The following is an 18,104-nucleotide window of genomic DNA, read 5'->3' as shown; positions in this document are numbered from 1 at the left end:
CCGCTTTAGCCATTTAGTTATTTTATTAGATATGGAAAAGCGCCTTTGGGAACACATACAGACCGTGCGCCAGCAGTCTCCGCTGGTGCAGAATATCACCAATTTCGTGGTTATGAACAATACGGCCAATGCCCTGTTGGCGGCGGGTGCATCGCCCATTATGGCGCATGGCCACGCCGAACTGGCGGATATGGCCCGTATCTGCCGGTCGTTGGTGATCAATATCGGCACGCTGGACAATTACTGGACGGAAGCGATGGTGCAGGCAGCATCGCTGGTGCAGCGCATGGGCAAGCCCTGGGTGCTGGATCCGGTTGGAGCGGGGGCGTCGGCATACCGCGATGCTACCCTTGATGAGCTGCTGAAGCGGAAGCCCACCGTGGTGCGTGGCAATGCATCGGAAATCATGGCTTTGGCTAATGTGGGCGGCACGGCTACCAAAGGGGTGGACAGCACGGCCGCCAGCAACCAAGCGTTGGATGCCGCCAAGCGTATCCACAGGCAGTACGGTAGTGTGGTATGCGTTTCGGGCGAGGTCGATATTGTGGTGGGTGAAAAAAAAACGGTCTATATCCGTAACGGGCATCCGTTGATGGCCAAAGTTACCGGACTGGGGTGCTCGGCAACGGCGCTGATCGGCGCATTCATCGCTGTGGTGGATGATGCCTTGGAGGCGGTGAGCGCAGCGATGGCGCTGATGGGTATCAGCGGAGAGCTTGCCGCGACGGCCAGCGCCGGGCCGGGCACTTTACAACTCAATTTGCTGGACAAGCTGTATAATTTGACGGAAGCGGAATTTGCCGCTACCCTTCGGATAACCGATGAAGGCTGACCGCTCATTCCCTTATGGGTTATACCTGGTGATATCCGGGGCCGACTGCCGAGGCAGGGATCTGCTTTGGGTGGCCGAAGAGGCTATTCTGGGGGGAGTGGATATCATCCAACTGCGTGAAAAAAGTGTGTCGGATACGGAGTTTCTGGCGAAAGCAGAACGGTTGAAAGCGGTTACTGACCGGTACGGAGTGCCGTTGATTATCAATGACAACCTGCGGGTAGCGATGCAAGTGGGCGCGGCCGGCATTCATGTGGGGCAACGGGACATGCCCCCGCCGATTGTGCGCGATGCGTGGCCGGGATGCCGGCTGCTGGGGTATTCCATCGAAGAACTGGCGCAGTTGGAAAGCACCGCCGCGGCCGCGGCAGACTACCTCGGCATCAGCCCAGTATTCAGCACCCCCACCAAAGCGGATACCGTAACGGAATGGGGTATTGCGGGTATCCGGAAAATCCGGCGGCTGACGGCCAAACCGTTGGTCGCCATCGGCCGGATGAACCGGGACAACGCGGCCGAGGCTATACGTGCCGGAGCGGATAGCATCGCTGTGGTGTCGGCCATCTGTGCGGCAGAACACCCCCGGCTGGCCGCCAGCGAATTGAAACAGGTAATCGAAAACGTAAAATGAAGATGAAACAATACCGATATCCGTCGGTTCTGACCATTGCCGGATTCGACGGCAGCGGCGGTGCCGGCATCCAAGCAGACATCAAGGCCATCTCGGCACTGGGATGCTATGCGACCTCTGTGTTAACGGCATTGCCCGTGCAGAATACCCAAGGCGTACGGTCTATCTATCCCATTCCATACGGCGCCGTACAGGAGCAGCTTGAGGCCATCCTCGATGATGTTTTTCCCGATGCCGTCAAAATAGGAATGGTGCATACGGCCGAGCTGGTGGACACTGTTGTGGATACGTTGAGAAGATACCCGCGGATGCCCTTGGTGTTTGATCCGGTGATGGTGGCAACCAGCGGCGACAGGCTTATCGAGGACGATACCATTGAGGCCATTGTAGGTAAGCTCTTTCCCATTACAGATGTATTAACACCCAACATGGATGAGGCGGCCATTCTTGCCGAGATGCCCGTACATACAGTGGACGATATGCATCGGGCAGGCGAAAAAATCCGCAAGCTGGGCTGCCGCTCCGTGTTGCTGAAGGGTGGGCATCTGGATATGCCACGGCTTACATCGCTTTATTTCGATGAAACCGGCGCTGTGCATGAATTCGGGTTTGAGCGGTTTCACACTGCCAATACCCACGGTTCAGGGTGCACGCTGTCGGCTGCTATTGCCAGCTATATCGCACTCGGGAAGGAAACGCTGGAGGCGGTGGGAGCGGGGCAGGATTATGTACACCGGGCCATTCTCCACGGACGAGATGTGCTGGTAGGCAAGGGGAACGGTCCGTTAAATCACTTTTTTGATCCGCAAAAGCTTAAAAAACATGACTTGGTCTGAACAGGCATGGGCTGCTATCGAGCCCATTTACCAATCGATTACTGAAATGCCGTTTATTTTGGAATTGCAGGAAGGCACGCTACCACTGGAGAAGTTTCAGTTTTACATGATACAGGACTCGGCCTATTTGGAACATTTCGGCCGGGCCCTGGCACTGATAGGGGCGCGCGCAGATGGTATCGATGATGCGCTGACCTTTATGCGCTTCGGCGAAAACGCCATTGTCGTCGAAAACGCGCTGCATGCATCGTATTTCAGCGATTTTGGTATCTCCGGGCGCAGCGCCATGGAACCGGCCTGCCATCATTATGTACATTACCTGAAGAGCACGGCTGCATTGGAACCCGTTGAGGTGGCGATGGCCGCCGTGTTGCCGTGCTTCTGGATATATAAGGCGGTTGGCGATCATATCTATGCCGGCCAACGGGCGGCGGATAATCCTTACCGGCGGTGGATCGACACCTACGCGGGGGAAGACTTCGCAGCTTCTGTGCAGCAGGCTATCCGTAGCTGCGACAATGCGGCGGCGGCCGCCACGGAGGTTATGCGGAAGCGCATGATCGATGCCTTCATCACCGCGAGCCGCCTGGAATACAACTTCTGGGACAGTGCATATCGGCTGGTCAGATGGTAAGTCGGTAATTGTCCCGGTTGTCCCCCACGCTTGTCGTGGCTTGCCATAGCGGGCATTACGGGGAGGTCATAGGTTGTCAGTTGCATTGCGTAGCTTTGCGGTATAACGTACGAGCATGAAAGCACATACCACCAATTACACAAATACGTTTATCGCTGTGGCGGACGATTGCCCGGTGGAAAAAGGCGAGGTTGCTCCATTATACGGCCGGGAAACGCCCGAATATGAACGGTTTCTCCATGACGACCGCATTAAGGTGGTTAAAGCCATGAAATCAAGTCGGTGAGCCGGATTGGAGCTCAATCCACACCGGGGCGTGGTCACTGGTCTTTTCCCATCCCCGCACATGGCGGTCTACGCCGGCGGCACGTAGCCGCGGTAACACAGCAGGGCTCAGCAGAAAATGATCAATGCGCAGGCCAGCATTACGGCCAAAAGCATTGCGGAAGTAATCCCAGAACGTGTAGATGGTTTCATCAGGGTAGAGGCTTCTGATGGCATCGGTCCACCCCTGTGCAACCAGTCTGTTGAACGCGGCGCGGGTTTCCGGCCGGAAAAGCGCATCATCAACCCAGCGTTCAGGCTTGTACACGTCTATTTCTGTGGGAATTACGTTGAAATCTCCTGTCAATATCACAGGCGTGTTTTGAGTCAGAAGGGATTGCCCATGTGCAATCAGCCGGTCGAGCCAACGGAGTTTGTAGTCGAACTTTGGCCCCGGAGCGGGGTTGCCGTTGGGTAAATACAGGCAGCCGATAGTTACCTCGTTGACTTTGGCTTCGATATAACGGCTATGCGCATCTTCCGGATCTCCCGGGAGTACCCTACAGATTTCTTCCGGTTTCCCGATGCGTGATAAGATAGCTACACCATTCCAGCTTTTTTGCCCATGCCAGATGGATTCGTAGCCTGCGTCCAGCAGGGCAGTCTCCGGGAAGTTTTCCTGGATGGATTTGAGTTCCTGCAGGCATACGACATCCGGCTGGGTTTCTTCCAGCCAGCGAAGTACGACCGGGAGCCGGGCATTGATGCTGTTGACATTATAGGTTGCTATTTTCATTATCAAGACAACAATATGTAGTAATGCCGAAACCTTATGGGGTTATCCATGTTGAAAAGCCCCGTCCAGTTTCCACGGTTTAAAGATGGAAAAATTTTCAGAGCAGGCCAAGTTAATCTGCTTTCGTTGTTTCAGTTTATGTTATCGTAATCAATCCGCAAGCCCGTCACTTTGTCTACCTCTGCCACCAGTTGTCCGATTACCTTACAGTATCCCAGTCCATTGGCTTGGCAGAAACGCTCGGCATCTTCAAAAGTCGGTGCGTCGATATAAGGCCCCGCATATGTTGCCAATTCACCCGTAAGCGGATCGATAGCTCGTATTTCCGTTGTCCATTTTTTCATCGTTCCCTCCACGCTATGTTCGCTGCCTATCTTTTCACACACAGAAAAAGTCAGATTGTTTGGTCTTATTGAGATCAGGAGGATATAAAAAAAAGGACAACCCCATCCAAGGCGCTGTCCTTTACGTGACCCCGGACAGGTTCGAACTGTCGACCCACTGATTAAGAGTCAGTTGCTCTACCAGCTGAGCTACGGAGTCAAAACATCGTTTCTGACTTACAGAGGCAATATTAGCCAATATTTTTGAAACCGAGAAATTTATTCCGTTACGTATTTGTAACGGTTTTCTCTAAAATTTCTAAAAACTTGTCGGGAGAGATAACATCAACCTTTGGAAAATCGGTTCTTTTTAGCACATTGAAATGAGCATCCTTTGTGACCAGATAATCTGCCTGTCCATTAAGAAAAGCATCTGTGAATTTATTGTCATCTGGATCAGCATGGATAAGTTCCCAATAGTAATAGTCAGTGACAGCAATTACATTTGGAGCTTCGAGGAAAGCACCCAGTACAATATTGGCGATAAGTGGGTTTGCTTTTTCCGATAGTATCTCTTCGTATTCAAGAAAAATCGGCGTGGTGATGATCAATTCGAATTGACGATTGTTAAACGCCTGTATAATTTTATGATACGAGGAACGGGTTGGCAAGGCCATTAAAAGGATTGGTAGGGCGTCCGCATATGTTCCGAACCCCATTCCTGTATTTTTTCCTCTCCCCATCCTTTTTGGTCGAATAGGTTGTCCATTTCTTCGGATGCTTTCTCCATAAAATATTTAGAGAGCAAATCCTTTACCTCTACCCAAACCTTATCGGGGTATTGCTTGGAAAACATCCTAAGCAACTCCAATTGAGCCTGTGTGAATTTTCCGCTTGGCAATATTTCTTCCGCTATCATAACAACTATCCTTTTTTCAAATTTACATAATCTGCTGAAACAAACAAAACACGAACAATCACATTTTGCGCCTGTTAATACCCCTGCCCGGAGAAAAATGGAGTTGCGACATTTTTCCTCCCCCGGTACAGACCCGCGACAACGGAGACGGGCTGTTCCGGGGCAAGTTAGGCTTTTTGTGGGTACGGCCGAGTTACGAGGGCTGTACGTACAAAAGCACAACTTGCACACCACTAAACAAAAAAGAGGGGTTATTCCCCAATAGCTTTAAAACGGTTTTTTGGGATGCTATATACAGCTATAGGGATAGGTGTATATGTAATATCCGCTTATTCAACTATCTGTATATCCAGACAGCTACATAACCGGATATCCCGATAAATTGCTATCATGCTGTGCCCAGCTGTCAAGGAACGTCGTGGCAGAAACCATCATTGCAACCAAATGAACGCCAATATAAGAAAATATCCGAAATAAAAACAGGGAAAGAAGGTGAAATTTATCTTTTATTGTCCAACAGGTCGTTCATTTTTCTTGCCAGCTCCGTCCGGGAATTGACCAGAACCTTGCCGAAAATGTTCTGGACGTGTTTCTTAACGGAGAGTTCGGAAATGTGCATCTTTTCGGCAATCTCTTTATAGCTCAGCCGTTCACAGACCTATTTTTCATCAATAATCCTATTGCACCTTACGAACTACATGTTTGATTTTTGAACCTTAATCTTATAGCATGCCAACAGCACCTTAACTACCCCCTTTCTTCTGACCAAATTCCCCCGTCTCCCACGGCCCGCTTTGGGCTGGTCCACGGCGTGTCCACAAAATTCCAAAGAAAAAGCAAAGCAGGGGCAAAGCAGTCCCAAAGATACGGCGGGAGATAGTGGGGAGAAAGTCAGTAAAAAGTCGGGAGAAAGCTACCAAGGTTTCAGGTTCCAACGACGTCCCTGCCCAGCCAGCCGCATTCATCGATCCATGTTTACCAAAAGTACTTTATAAAAACGTACCATTCAGGCCCTGCCCAACCACTCTTTTCAAATTTCGTCACTTAAATGATAAATCATTGTGTATTGTTCAGATAAAGTTTGGTTAGTGGCTAAATATTTGTACGAAATCTTCATTTCTAATGTTCCATTGCTTTTATTCCTCTTCCTCAAAATCAAGCCCTAATTGGCTCGCAGCTTCCTTTGCGGACTTGTACTGGATCATGTTTTCAGTCAATGGACCAGCGGCCGTGGATTTGATCCTGAAACGCACGTCGATCTCGACCTTATTTCCGTTCATGACGAAGGGTGCGATGAAATAATTAAACAATTTGGTATACTCGTCTACCGAGGGCACCCTGCCGGAAATCACTAGCGACTTAAACTGCGTCGGTGATGGGACACTGCCTTCGTTTTTGGTTTCACTGCCGTATATTACATTGGGGGGATGCTCACCGACGATATTAGCTGATCCGGTCACCGTTTGGGGCGGGATGGGTGCAACGGGTGAATCGGCTTCGTGCTTCACCGCGAGGCTTTTGTCTACGAGCCAAAGCGTTACGTCGTCCGCATCGAGGAACGGCACGTTTTCCTGGTAATAGATTTTGGTGAATTTTTTTCCATCACCGCTGGCGATGGCGAGTTCTCCGTGTGTGCAGTATTTTTGCAGGCTCCTGGATACGGCCTCTTTGCCCACGATCATGGGCTTGTCGTCGAACCGCACGAATGCCTCGTACACGTCTTTTACCTTTATCGGGCTATCTACGGTGGGCAGCAGGTTGTTTGCACGGAGCGTGCCGAGTCCGACATTCTCCAGCAACCATTCCTCGTCTTTTAATGTGCCGATGATATGGGTGTTGATCTGGCTGTCCAGACTGTCTTTGAATTGCTTGATGGCGAGGATTTCGGTGCCATGCTTCGTGGAGTGTTTGATGACATTCGAGTACGCGGCGGCAAGCGCGACTTCGGATTGCTTTTGGGCTTCTTCCATCCGCTTGCGCAAGTCTGATTTTTGTTCGGGTTCCAGCTGGCCTCCGTAGTCCTGGTGTATTTTCGCACAGGCGAGGTACTCCCGGATAGCGGATTGCAGTTTCGATATGCCGATTTCCGTGGCTACGAGATAAAGCATGGTATTCCGGTAAATCCGTTCGCTGGTGCCTTTTTTTGTGGCAATTTTCTCGATGAATTTCTGGGTATCGCGATGCAGTCCGCCGTTGGACAGGTGCTTGGGTGACAGGATGATCAAGGTAGGCCGCAGTTGTTCGGGCATGTCTTCCGTTGGGTCCACGATCGTGTTGAACAATTGGATGCGGTTTGCCGTACGCTGCTTGATCAGGCGGATGGTTTCGGCATCGATGTCTGCCGGCGTGACGTCTGATTTTGCCTGGTTGATCAGGATATTGATATTGGGTTTGGTGTGGAACCAATACCGCTTGCCATTACCTCCGGTTTGGGCATAGTAAAGGTAATAGGCCTTGTTCTCCAGTTCATCCAATGCGCCGTTTATGCTGTTGTGGTTGAAGCCGTCCGGCACCAGCAGGTTCAATTTCAGCTCGGCGACGGAGATGCCTTTGTTGCTCCCTTCGCTGCCAAACGAATTCAACAGGATCACGGATGCTACGGATTTCGTGAGATTCCACTGGCCGTAGTCGTACTTGTTTTCATCGATTTTAAATGCGTTTGACGAGGATCCGGAGACGTCTGCTGAAATTACCGCATCATAGCCGTTTCCGTACAGTTTTTTCAGTTGGCCGCTCAAGGCATCCAGGTTGGCGAAGTTGATCTGGCCGGAATGGATCAGGAGGTTGCCACCCGGCAAGGACTGCTGCCGCTTCCACAGGTCGCTCACGATAGCAGCCAGCAACCGCAGCACTCCTCTTGTGCGCTGGAAATCCGAATTGCTGGCCCACCGCACCCGGAACACATCGATCAGTTCCGGATGGAAGGGGTATGATTTTAACAGGCGTTGCCTGTACTCACCCTTGTTTGCATTGGGTGGCAGTTCTGTCCAGTATTGCTGGTACATGTCCATGTACCTGGACACTACCGCTTCAATTATTTGGGGGTCTCCGATATCCTCGAACAGTCTACGGCGGATGACTTCATAGATCTCGTCGTCTGCTACGGGCTGCGTATCGGCGCCCACCCGGCTTACCCGTTTCTGCAAGCTGCTCAATATGGCCTGTGCTTCGGGCGTATTGCCAACTTCCTGCGGGCTGGCGGGCAGGGTGATGACCGCCACGCAGTTTTCGGTGCCCGCTACCGCTTCGGTGAGCTCCTGCATAAAGCTGATGGTCTGGTCGGCCAAACTGCTGTTCCCCGCCGTCCGTGCTGCGGCCTTCACGCAGTAGTCGGCCAGTTCGTCCACGAGGATGAGGGCCGGTTTGGCATGAGCAAGCACCTTTTTGAACAATCCGCCGGGAGCGATGAGCTGTTCGTCGTTTTTGCGTACGATCTCATAACCTTCCCGGCCACCCAATTGGTAAGCTATTTCCCCCCAGATGGTGTTGATGGTCAGGTCGTCGGCCACCCGCCGACCGTTGGCCGGATCGTTGGTGGTATTGGTGAATACGGCGATATTGGCTTTTTCAAACCGGGGTATGCCCGTATAGGCCAGCAGGTCTTCGGCATGGGAAGATTGGGCGAGTAGCGTTCCGTGGCGCGCGATATGGTAAAGGCTGATCAGGGTGTGCGTTTTTCCGCCGCCGAAGCCGGTTTGGAGACTGATGACGCGATTTTCAGCATCTTCCGTGCCGTTCAGGCCTTTGATAACGGTCTTGGCAACGTTTTTCAACCCTGCGGTGAAGTAGGTTTTTTCGAAGAAGACCACGTGGTTGTTATATACTTCCCGGCCGTTGCCCAGCGCGACTTCCGCGAGGTTGGCCGCGAAGACGGACTCATCCAGCCTTCCCTGCCGGATATCGGCATGCGGCTTTACGGTCATAAACCAAGGCGCGGCTTCATGCGGCAAAGCTGCGGTTGTTTTTACGGCAGGTTTTTGGGTGGATTCCTCGGCATGCTGCAACGCCTGGAGCTCCTGCTCGAGCTCTTCCATGGATAAAGCGCGGGCGATGCTTTTCATCTGGATGAACGTCTCGGTAAACTCGTCGCCCGTGATGCTCTGGAAATGGGCCAGCTTGTTGCGGGTGTCGTAGATGGTTTCCAGCCGGGTAGCCAGTTTGTTGGTATCCCTGCCGAAATCCTTTTTCAGTAGGTCTTTATGTTTCAATGCAAACGGTTTGAGGTACTGGAAGTCGATCAGCGCATCGGGAGAAGAACCCGACTTCAATCCGAGGTTCCAGCTCTCGCGCTGTGCCGGGTACAGGGCATCCACAAAAGCGGCGGGCCATTTGTCGCCAAATTCCTTGGAAAGCACTTCCACGACATAAAACCGAAACGCTTCGATAAATAGTCCGAAGGCTTTATAGAGTTGTTCCTGTTGGCTGCTGGTGATATTCATATGGTTTTATGATTACTTATAAATCCTTGTAAAAACCTTTTCCGAGATTCAACGTCTCTTTTTTGTGGTCGACCTGTAACAAAGCGTCGACTATCTTCAGCTTCAATGCTTCGCTATAGTCGGGTTCGTTGATGATAGCGGCGACAATTTCCTGGAGCAGTTCTTTGTCGATAATATTGTCGGCTACCGTGACAGCAATGTTTTCCATCTCGATGATAAACTTATCTACAAAGCCACCCAAACCATTTATTTCCAGGAAAAAAGCACCCAAAGCTATTGAAGTCCGTTTGTTGCCATCGTTAAAAGCGTGGAATTTATTGAAAGAGAAGATCAGGTGTGTAATTTTATCTTCAAACTCCGGATAATAATCGTCGTTTTGAATGTGTGTTAGCGGACTGTCTATATTTCCAAAATCCTTGATCCCCGGACTACCTCCCGATATTTCGATGATTTTATCGTGGATGCGGATGGCATAGTCCGTTTCGAAATAGTTATACGCCATGTTATCTATCTTTTAAGCGCCTAAAGACATCCCTGTTTTCTTCCAGCCGTTTTTCTAGATCCATGCTCCGTTCCCCGATAAATTTCTCATAGTCTTCGGCGCTGACTTCATTGATGTAGTCCTTTAGCTTTTCGTGCAAGGCATCCCTAAAAGCCAAGTCCCTGCTTGCCATCAGGCTTCTGGCCTTTTCCCTCAAAGGTGTCAATGTCGCCTGTGTTAGACTTTCGTATTTGGCGAACAATTTGTGCGCTTCGGAGAGTGTCAGTTTCCTGCCGTTTGTTTCAGATTCCTCTTTCAAAAGTGCCGAAAAGCCATTCTCATATCCGGCTATTAAATCCAGTATTTCGGCATACATGGTACTTCTTACACTTTCCTTGGCGTTCAGCTGTAAAATCTGGCGATACTCCTTGGCATTTTCCTTGAAAACCGCTTTGTAGATTTTATCTGTCAATTGTGCATACTTGAATTTATTCTCCGTGATGTAATTATCCAATGCATCGGTGAACGTTTTACGATAGTTGTACTCCCGAATAGCGCTTGGCAGAAATTCCTCTTCGCGTTGATTGATATATTTGGCTTTTCCCCCGATTTTTTGGTTTAGTACATCGATGACGATATCCAATATGGCAGAACGGAGTTCTTGTGCTTTCTCAGACCCGGTTAACAACATTCCTATGTTTAGGAACGCTTTGTAGGTAAATACGGACAATTGCGGTGTTCTGGAGAGATTATCCAGTTCCTCTTCAAAGAAGTTAGCAACGGCCTGCCGATCTTCCGGGGTTTCCGGCATGTTCCCGACATCGGTGTCGGGAACATCGCGATGCCTTACTTCATTAATAAAATGCGTAATTGTATCTTTGAATTTTTTGAGTTGAGCACCGGTATACACTTCATAACCGCTTTCCGTGATTTCCTCTTTGTGAGCCTCCACGATCCGTTCAATCGTCCGGATATCAACTTCAAAATAATTGGCTACCTGTTGTTTCGTAAAACGGTATTTACCGTCATACTTAATGCCATAAAACCCGATTTGCCGATACACCTCTTGTATCGCAAAATTGTTGTTGAGGATGTTTTTCCGGTCTACAACCGAATTGGTTAAATCTTTTGCCATATGCTATTCAAATAACCTCGTTTGTTCCACGGCGGGTTGCTGTACCGTTTTGCTCTCCCGGATGAGGCTGTCTTTGTTGGCCAGCAGGCCGCTGGCCTGTTTGTAATCGTCGCTTCCCTGTGGCAGCACCTCGCAGAGCGAGGTGAGTACCCGCCAGAAGTTGCCATCCGGCTGTGATGCCCGCTCGTTGATATAGCGCAACAGTGCCTGGCGGTCGCTACCCTTATACATCATCATGGCACGGTGCACCAGGTCGATCAGGTTGCCGCCGGCTTTATCTCCCAGACTTTTGCTCGCCATTATGCGCTCCTCATAGGTACCCAGCGTTTGTTTATTGCCGTTTTTGATGAGGATATGCTGCCTGAACAATTCGTCCACATTGATGCTCAGGCCGACCCGGCTGAACTTGGCAGCGTCGTCGAAATCGCTTTCGGCAAAACCGAAGAGCTGTAGCCAGCCGATATAAAATTTGGTAACGTCATCGCCGTCAAACCCTTTGAGCAGTGCATTGAATGCCGCTTCGCGGGCCATTTCCAGCAGCTCGGCCACGGACACCTCGCTGCCGTCGGCCTTTTCCACACGCTGGTATTTTCCGAACTCGCTCACCGCCTTGCCGAAACAGGCCGTAAGCAGGTCCGCTCCGCGAAAGCCCAACTTGTAGAGCATCTCTACCTCTATGGCCACGGTCTGTTCGATGGCGCGCTTCACCTCGCGGTAGCTACCAAAGCCTTCCCGCTGGGAAGGCTTGCAGGAAACGGTGACGGAAGATTCCAGCGCAGCCCCGGCCAGACCTAAACTGCGATTGGCCATTTCTGTATCCATGGCCCACGACCCGGTGATGTTCATCCGTGCACCGAGGATAGAGTTGCATAGCGTAGTCCAGGCGGCGGTACTTTGGTGGGCAAACATGATGCTCACAATATCGGATGTTTGGTGCTCTATGGCGTCGAAAATCTGGGTAAGCTTGTCTTCAAAATGCGCTTTAGCCCGGTCTTTGCTGTTGCTGTGATGGTGTTTTAACGCCGTACATTCCTCCGTTTTTGGCGTTTGCGGCGTAGCGAAGTTGAGCGGGTATACATCTCCTAAAGTTCTTTTAAGCCATACATAAAAGAAGTCGGACAGATCAGCGTAAGCGATGGCGTCATAGTACGGTGGGTCAGTAACCACTGCAGTTAGGTATTTTTCAGCGAACTGGTTTTTCTCCCCGCTGCTCGCATTTTGCATTTTGGATGCGAATGGAAAATTTGATTCCGATTCAATGTACCGGGTGAGCCATTCCAGTTGATTATATGCACTACCCGTGGAGTTACAAAACATATTTGATTCCGGGTAATCGAATATCATGGGAATTGCTTGTTTCGCAAAAGGGTGTTCAAGTGTTTCACGTCCGTTGTGCCATCTACCAAACGAGGTGTTGGATAAAATTACCCTGTCTAACAAAATCCCCAAATACGTTACCACAGCTTTGGCATAATCGTCCTTATCGGGTTGCAACGCGGCCTTTATTTCCTGCAGCTTTTGCACGAGGGTTTGCAGGGCCAGCAATTGGCGGGGGGAGAACATTTGACCCCATTCCGTTACGCCCCAACTAAATGTATCTCCACCAGCAGAGTTGCGTTGCATTTTTTCGGTGGGTCTTTCGACAGTAGGAATAATAGCCGCAGAAGCAATTTCAGAAAGAGTGGGCAATCGGTATTCTTTGCCGTGTTGTCCATCGACAATAATAGCTAACAATCTTTCTCCTAAGCCGCCGTTAATATTCTGCTGTTTAATTTGCTTGACATCAGTGATGCTGCCGCAAAAAGGGCATTTCAAATTACCTCTATTATTCCATCCATCCAAATCACATTTCCCATGCCTAACCTCAAAATCAATTTGCTTCCCGTTAATAACAGGGTGCAGATAGACTTGCTTGGTTTGGGTATTGGCCAGATAAAACCCTTTCAGCAAGGGCACTTCCGCCTTGCAGCTCGGATTGCTGCAGGTGCCGACCCGTGCCCAGTAGTAGGCGATGGGTTTGCCTCCTTTTGTATCGGCGGGATAGTAGTGTCCGATTTCCTTTTCCGCTTCGCTGAGAAGTTTCCTTGCATAAAAAGCGACATCGAAACTGAGCCTGTTGTCAATCTTCGCCCCGATGGCTTCACCATTTTGATAGACCAATTGGCTGCCACTCAACTTGTCCCAGGTATCCTGCCCGTACAGCTTGATGAACTCCGTCTTACTGTAACTGATGGGTTTGCCGTATTTCTGCGGGAACTCCAGGCTGCCCTTCTGTATGATATGCGCCACCGGGTTGATGTCATTGCCGTAGCTTCTACAGCCCAATCGTGCCGCTTCCAGGGGGATGGCGCCGCCACCGGCGAATGGGTCGAAAACACGGGGCATTTTATCGAGGAACGCATCGATGGCCCGCTGTAAGTTGGCCGTGGCCTGCAGCACTTGTTCGGTTTCGATGTGGCGGTCGGGCAGGCGGTATAGCGCTTTTTCGGCGTCTTTTATGGCTTTGTAGTGGTCGTCAAAGCTGGCCAATAGATCATTTGCCGTAGCGCCGGTATTTTCTTTGCTGTTATGAGCCACCCAGATGAGCTTGCGGGCTTTGTTGATGATTTTTTCGTTGTTTTTGTTGTCCCATTTGATAAGGCTGCTGTCGGCTATCTGCTTACCCGCAGCAGGCTTTGGCTTATGATACAGCAAATGTTGCTGCATTTCGTCCGTGAATTTGCCGATAAACAATTGCAGCCGATTACGGAGATTATCCTCCATCGGATCATATACAGATGTCCAGGGAATGTCCTTATAGGGTGCGTAGTAGTCGATTTGTTCGGCCTGATTACCCAATAGCATCTCCACTGCGTCCCGGAAAGCCTGCGGGCAGTTTTCGTCCAGTGGGTCCGGCACCAAACTGGCGAAAACCACCGCCCGGCATACAGGCAGCGGCCGGCGCGCCCACCAAAGGTGCAGCGTACTGATATGCCCGTGGCGTATGGACTTGTCCCGCACGCTTTCGGCCGATATCTCTTTGATCGGCATGGCTACTTCGATGAGTTTTTTGGGTGGGGTCATTGTGTAATTAATCATTGTCGGCAAAGCTACCAAGTATTTTCGTTTCATGCAGCGCGCTTTTTCCTTTCCACTCTGCCATGGGCAAAAAGTACTGGATGCCTTTGGTTTTTAACTCAAACCTCAGGGTCCTGGCCGGGTTCTGCAACCGGAACAACTCTGGGCTGGTCTTGCAGTTGAGCACGATGTATAGCCAGGCGGAATCGCCCAGCTGGGCCAATCGGTTCATTTCGTTTTCGCTGAGCATGATGCTGCCATCGGCACCGCTGCGTCCTTTTACTTCGATATAGCGTTTGAGCTCATCCGGGCTGATGCTCTTGATATCGTACCCTTCGTTGTTGGCGCTCACGTCTTCGGGCCTCCAGCCCGCACTGCGTTCATACGCCATGGCCGTCTGCATGGCTATCGCTTCGGCCTCGTCGTCGCGGCTCATGCCATAATGCCCGTTGTATTCCACCTGTGAGAGGGGTAACACGTAGGCGCAACCCAGTATTTCGGGAGCCTTGGGGCTGAGCTGGGTCATCAACCCCAGACGCTCCAGCCTGCCGGCTTTCTTTTGGATCAATGCGTTGATACGCTCCTGTTTCTTCAATATTTTATCCTGGAGCTTCGTGTCTCCGTACAGCATCTTTGTCTGCAGTTCCTGTATCTCTGCTTGCAGGGATATGATAACCTGTGAAAAAGCCGATTCGAGGTAGCGTTTCCGGTCTTCGGTATCTTTCTGTACGTGGGCTTGCGTATCGTCGAATTGCCGAAGGGTGACGTGCTGGAAGCTCCATTGCACAACGTCATCGATATGCTGTACAGGTGGCGGGGTTACGGGTTTTGCGAATGCTGCCGGTGCGTGCAGGTCGATGAACTTGGCAGGCGAAGTGATGCGAAACTGCCTATCATGTGACTGGCTCACCAATAGCAATCGCTCATCGGCGATGCTGTCTTCCCCTTTGTTTGGCCGGTTGTCCACAATTTGGCTTTTTACAAAAAAAGCAAAGTAATCCTCTTTTTCATCGGGCGAAATTAATATGGTTCCTTTGATCATATCTTCCCGGTATTCCCGACGAATGACCGCAACCAGGCTATCGAACACGGGATTGCCCGGATTGATGTAATGTACCTTCCCCAAATCGGCCACAAGCTGGTAGTCGAGAAATACCTGTTTGTCAAAACAAAACAGGATGGACTTGATGGCATCGAAATGGATGTTGTAGGTGGTCCTTAGTTCGGCAGCCACCCGCTCGGGCATGCTATCGATACGGTAGATGTCCGGCCGGACCTGGGTGAACGAGCCGTCAAGGCTTTTGAATGCCTTCTCAAAAAACAACCGGATATATATGGGTTGCAGGCGCTTTTCGTCGGAATGTTCTTTCAATATCCGCGCGTCCCTGAAATCGACGACACTATGGGCCAGCTTGTCTTTCTGTTCGGCTATCTTTTCGGTAAACTTCAATTTCAATACTTCCGTATCTTGGGCGAGGAAACTGTCAAGATCGGTTTCCCGGCCGTTGAACACAGATTCGATAATGTCATCGAGTCCCACGCCTTCCAGCACATCCTGGATGACGTCGTACACGCGGTCGTCGCCCATGCTCTCGCGGATAACATCAAGTTTGGTCAACAGGCGCCTCAGCACATTACCCTCGCGGGTATTGCTCGCCACCATGTTGAAGACCAGGACGTCCTGTTTCTGACCGTAACGGTGGATGCGGCCCATGCGCTGTTCCAAGCGGTTCGGGTTCCATGGGATATCCCAATTGATGAGCAACCGGCAAAACTGCAGGTTGATGCCCTCGCCGGCGGCATCGGTAGCAATCAGGATCTGGGTATCAGGTTTTGCGAAATCCCACTGGGCCTGCCTGCGCTCGTCGACCGTTTTCCCACCGTGTATGGTGGCTACGCGATATCCGCCGCTTTTGGAAAGCCGTTCTTCGAGGTAAAACAACGTGTCCTTGTGTTCGGTGAAAATGACCAGCTTTTCCCCCTGGTCCAACACGCCATTGGACTTGAGCAACTCCTGAAGCTCCTGGAACTTTTTCTCCTCCTGCTGCCGGTTGTAGAGGCTTTGTGCCATCTCGTACAACCGTTTCACCTCGGTAGCCTCCTGCTGGATTTCGCCCAGGCTCTTTGCCGTGGTAAACAACTTGAACTTCCGCGGGTCGGCCAGGATATTCTCCAGCGCGTCACGCTCTTCGTCTTCCAGTTCGTCATAATCGTCGATGTCGTCCACATCGAACGCTTCCAGTTTGTGCCGCTGGTTCCAGAGGTTCGGGTTTTTGGAGACCTCGTCCACGATACCCTGCAAGGCTTTCCATCGCTTTTCCAAGGTGTTCTTTATGGCGAAAATGGAGCTCACCAGGCGCCGTTGCATGACGGTGAGCGCCAGGGATACGTGGATGTTTTTGCTTTGCGAGGCTTCCTCCTTGCGTTTGGTGAGGTATCTGGTGACGGCATCGTACAGCTCTTTTTCTTCGGGGGTGAGCTGATAGGCCACCGTTTTGGTATAGCGGTTTTTATACAGCGGCTGGCCGTTCCAGTCTTTCATATCCTCCTTCAAACGGCGGATAAAGAACTTATTGATGCCGTTATGTTCCAATTCCTTGATCCGGGTGGCGGCCAGATCCTCGGTCGCGAAGATATCCTCGTCCAGCAATTGCAGGAGTTTCTTGAACGTATCCTTCCTGCCGCGGTGCGGCGTGGCCGTGAGCAGCAGCAGGTGTTCACATTGCTGCGAGAGTGTATGCGCGGCCTTATACCGCCTGGAGGCATACTGCTTCATGCCGTAGTCGTATGCCGAAAGCTTGTGGCATTCGTCAAATACGACCAAATCCCAATGCGAATTGCTCACCACATTCAGGACATCATCGCGGCTGACAAAGTCGATGGATGTGACAATCCGCGGCGTGGTGTGGAAAACGTTGGGGTCTGCCGCAAACAGGCTGCGGTTGACCAGCGTGAAGGGGATGCCGAACTTCATCCCCATCTCGTCTTCCTGCCACTGCTTGGTCAGCCCTCCGGGCGTGACGATCAGTACACGCTCGACCAAATCCCGCATCATCAACTCCTTGATGAGCAGGCCCGTCATGATGGTTTTTCCCGCGCCGGTATCGTCGGCAAGTAGAAAACGTATCTGCGGCAGCGGCAACAAGAATTTGTACACCGCCTCAACCTGATGAGGCAATGGATCTACGATACTGCAATTGACGGCAAATAGTGGATCGAACTGGTAGGCGGAGTTGATGCGCTCCGCTTCGGCGTAAAGCGCAAACCGGGTAGGGTCTCCGCTGAAATTGAACGATCCTTCGTCGGCAAGAACCTCCAGAGCTTCGAACTGCTCCCTTGAAATCACTTTGGTGTTTACCTTGTTGGTATTGATGCCGGTGTATTTCAGGGACACCATGGTGCCCAGTGCCTGGATTTGATTGATCGTCACCGGCTCGCCGGGGTTTAAGTTCTTGACGATTTGTCCTACTTCGACTGCCATTTATTGTTTTTTTGAAGTGCCCCGGTTATCGGAGGGCAAAAGCTGCTCAAAGTTAACTTTATTTAGTAACTAGCCATAATTTACTAATACAAAAGCCGCCGGATCGCGTTTTTCTACTGCCATGATGCATATTGAATTGGTGAATGGCAAAACTGGAAAATCTATCGGTATTTAGTTCACAACGTGCCCACAAGTTGTTAGAAATAATCAGGCAAACAATTATATTCCTTTTTACAGCTTAAATCAAGATGTTTATGTAAAAGAAAAAACCCTATA

General features: G+C 50.8%; 15 protein-coding genes and 1 tRNA gene. 5 read left to right on the top strand and 11 right to left on the bottom strand.

Annotated elements, in window-relative coordinates; translation table 11 throughout:
• The first annotated feature begins 31 nt into the window (after positions 1 to 31).
• The 5 genes from thiM to BM030_RS19860 all read left to right on the top strand — a co-directional run bounded on the left by thiM (position 32) and on the right by BM030_RS19860 (position 3,219).
• Positions 32 to 832, top strand: a complete 801-nt coding sequence (gene thiM / locus BM030_RS09300) for a hydroxyethylthiazole kinase (protein ID WP_090973316.1) — start codon at positions 32 to 34, stop codon at positions 830 to 832.
• Positions 822 to 1,463, top strand: a complete 642-nt coding sequence (gene thiE, locus BM030_RS09295; RefSeq protein ID WP_090973315.1) for a thiamine phosphate synthase — start codon at positions 822 to 824, stop codon at positions 1,461 to 1,463. The genes thiM and thiE overlap by 11 nt, the downstream gene beginning before the upstream one ends.
• Entirely contained in the window at positions 1,460 to 2,299 is an 840-nt protein-coding gene (gene thiD, locus BM030_RS09290) for a bifunctional hydroxymethylpyrimidine kinase/phosphomethylpyrimidine kinase (RefSeq protein ID WP_244518817.1), read from the top strand. Before thiE ends, thiD begins: the two co-directional genes overlap by 4 nt.
• Positions 2,286 to 2,933, top strand: coding sequence for a thiaminase II (gene tenA / locus BM030_RS09285; protein ID WP_090973313.1), 648 nt, complete (start codon positions 2,286 to 2,288; stop codon positions 2,931 to 2,933). The genes thiD and tenA overlap by 14 nt, the downstream gene beginning before the upstream one ends.
• 115 nt (positions 2,934 to 3,048) lie before the next feature.
• On the top strand, positions 3,049 to 3,219 hold the full coding sequence (locus tag BM030_RS19860) for a hypothetical protein (RefSeq protein ID WP_170845687.1): 171 nt from the start codon (positions 3,049 to 3,051) through the stop codon (positions 3,217 to 3,219).
• Here BM030_RS19860 and xth read toward each other — a convergent pair.
• From xth to BM030_RS09230, 11 genes are all read right to left on the bottom strand, one after another.
• A complete protein-coding gene (xth, locus tag BM030_RS09280; protein ID WP_090973312.1) occupies positions 3,208 to 3,993 on the bottom strand; it encodes an exodeoxyribonuclease III in 786 nt (261 codons plus the stop codon). The genes BM030_RS19860 and xth overlap by 12 nt on opposite strands.
• Positions 3,994 to 4,124: 131 nt before the next feature.
• A complete protein-coding gene (locus tag BM030_RS09275) occupies positions 4,125 to 4,379 on the bottom strand; it encodes a hypothetical protein (protein ID WP_090973311.1) in 255 nt (84 codons plus the stop codon).
• An 84-nt stretch (positions 4,380 to 4,463) separates the two neighbouring features.
• A tRNA-Lys gene (locus tag BM030_RS09270) sits at positions 4,464 to 4,536 on the bottom strand.
• A gap of 67 nt (positions 4,537 to 4,603) precedes the next feature.
• On the bottom strand, positions 4,604 to 5,035 hold the full coding sequence (locus tag BM030_RS09265) for a PIN domain-containing protein (RefSeq protein ID WP_170845686.1): 432 nt from the start codon (positions 5,033 to 5,035) through the stop codon (positions 4,604 to 4,606).
• Positions 4,993 to 5,235 carry a hypothetical protein gene (locus BM030_RS19650; RefSeq protein ID WP_139215860.1) on the bottom strand — a complete coding sequence of 81 codons (243 nt, stop codon included), beginning with the start codon at positions 5,233 to 5,235 and terminating at the stop codon, positions 4,993 to 4,995. The genes BM030_RS09265 and BM030_RS19650 overlap by 43 nt, the downstream gene beginning before the upstream one ends.
• 499 nt (positions 5,236 to 5,734) lie before the next feature.
• Positions 5,735 to 5,881: a helix-turn-helix transcriptional regulator gene (locus BM030_RS20455; protein WP_397235564.1), complete on the bottom strand. Its 147-nt coding sequence runs from the start codon at positions 5,879 to 5,881 to the stop codon at positions 5,735 to 5,737.
• A gap of 490 nt (positions 5,882 to 6,371) precedes the next feature.
• Positions 6,372 to 9,674, bottom strand: coding sequence for a DUF499 domain-containing protein (locus BM030_RS09250; RefSeq protein WP_090973307.1), 3,303 nt, complete (start codon positions 9,672 to 9,674; stop codon positions 6,372 to 6,374).
• Between the two features lie 16 nt (positions 9,675 to 9,690).
• Positions 9,691 to 10,176 (bottom strand): type II toxin-antitoxin system death-on-curing family toxin, encoded by a 486-nt coding sequence (locus BM030_RS09245; RefSeq protein ID WP_090973306.1) that lies wholly within the window; start codon positions 10,174 to 10,176, stop codon positions 9,691 to 9,693.
• A gap of 1 nt (position 10,177) precedes the next feature.
• A complete protein-coding gene (locus BM030_RS09240) occupies positions 10,178 to 11,290 on the bottom strand; it encodes a DNA-binding protein (RefSeq protein WP_090973305.1) in 1,113 nt (370 codons plus the stop codon).
• A 3-nt stretch (positions 11,291 to 11,293) separates the two neighbouring features.
• Positions 11,294 to 14,401, bottom strand: a complete 3,108-nt coding sequence (locus tag BM030_RS09235; RefSeq protein ID WP_211657564.1) for a DUF1156 domain-containing protein — start codon at positions 14,399 to 14,401, stop codon at positions 11,294 to 11,296.
• Complete coding sequence (locus tag BM030_RS09230) at positions 14,361 to 17,828, bottom strand: helicase-related protein (protein WP_090973304.1); 3,468 nt, start codon at positions 17,826 to 17,828, stop codon at positions 14,361 to 14,363. Before BM030_RS09230 ends, BM030_RS09235 begins: the two co-directional genes overlap by 41 nt.
• Positions 17,829 to 18,104: the final 276 nt, after the last annotated feature.

This window comes from Parapedobacter composti (assembly GCF_900112315.1).
In the GTDB taxonomy this organism is placed as follows: domain Bacteria; phylum Bacteroidota; class Bacteroidia; order Sphingobacteriales; family Sphingobacteriaceae; genus Parapedobacter; species Parapedobacter composti.
Note: the sequence above shows the minus strand (reverse complement) of the source record. Positions and strands in the feature narration are given on the sequence as shown.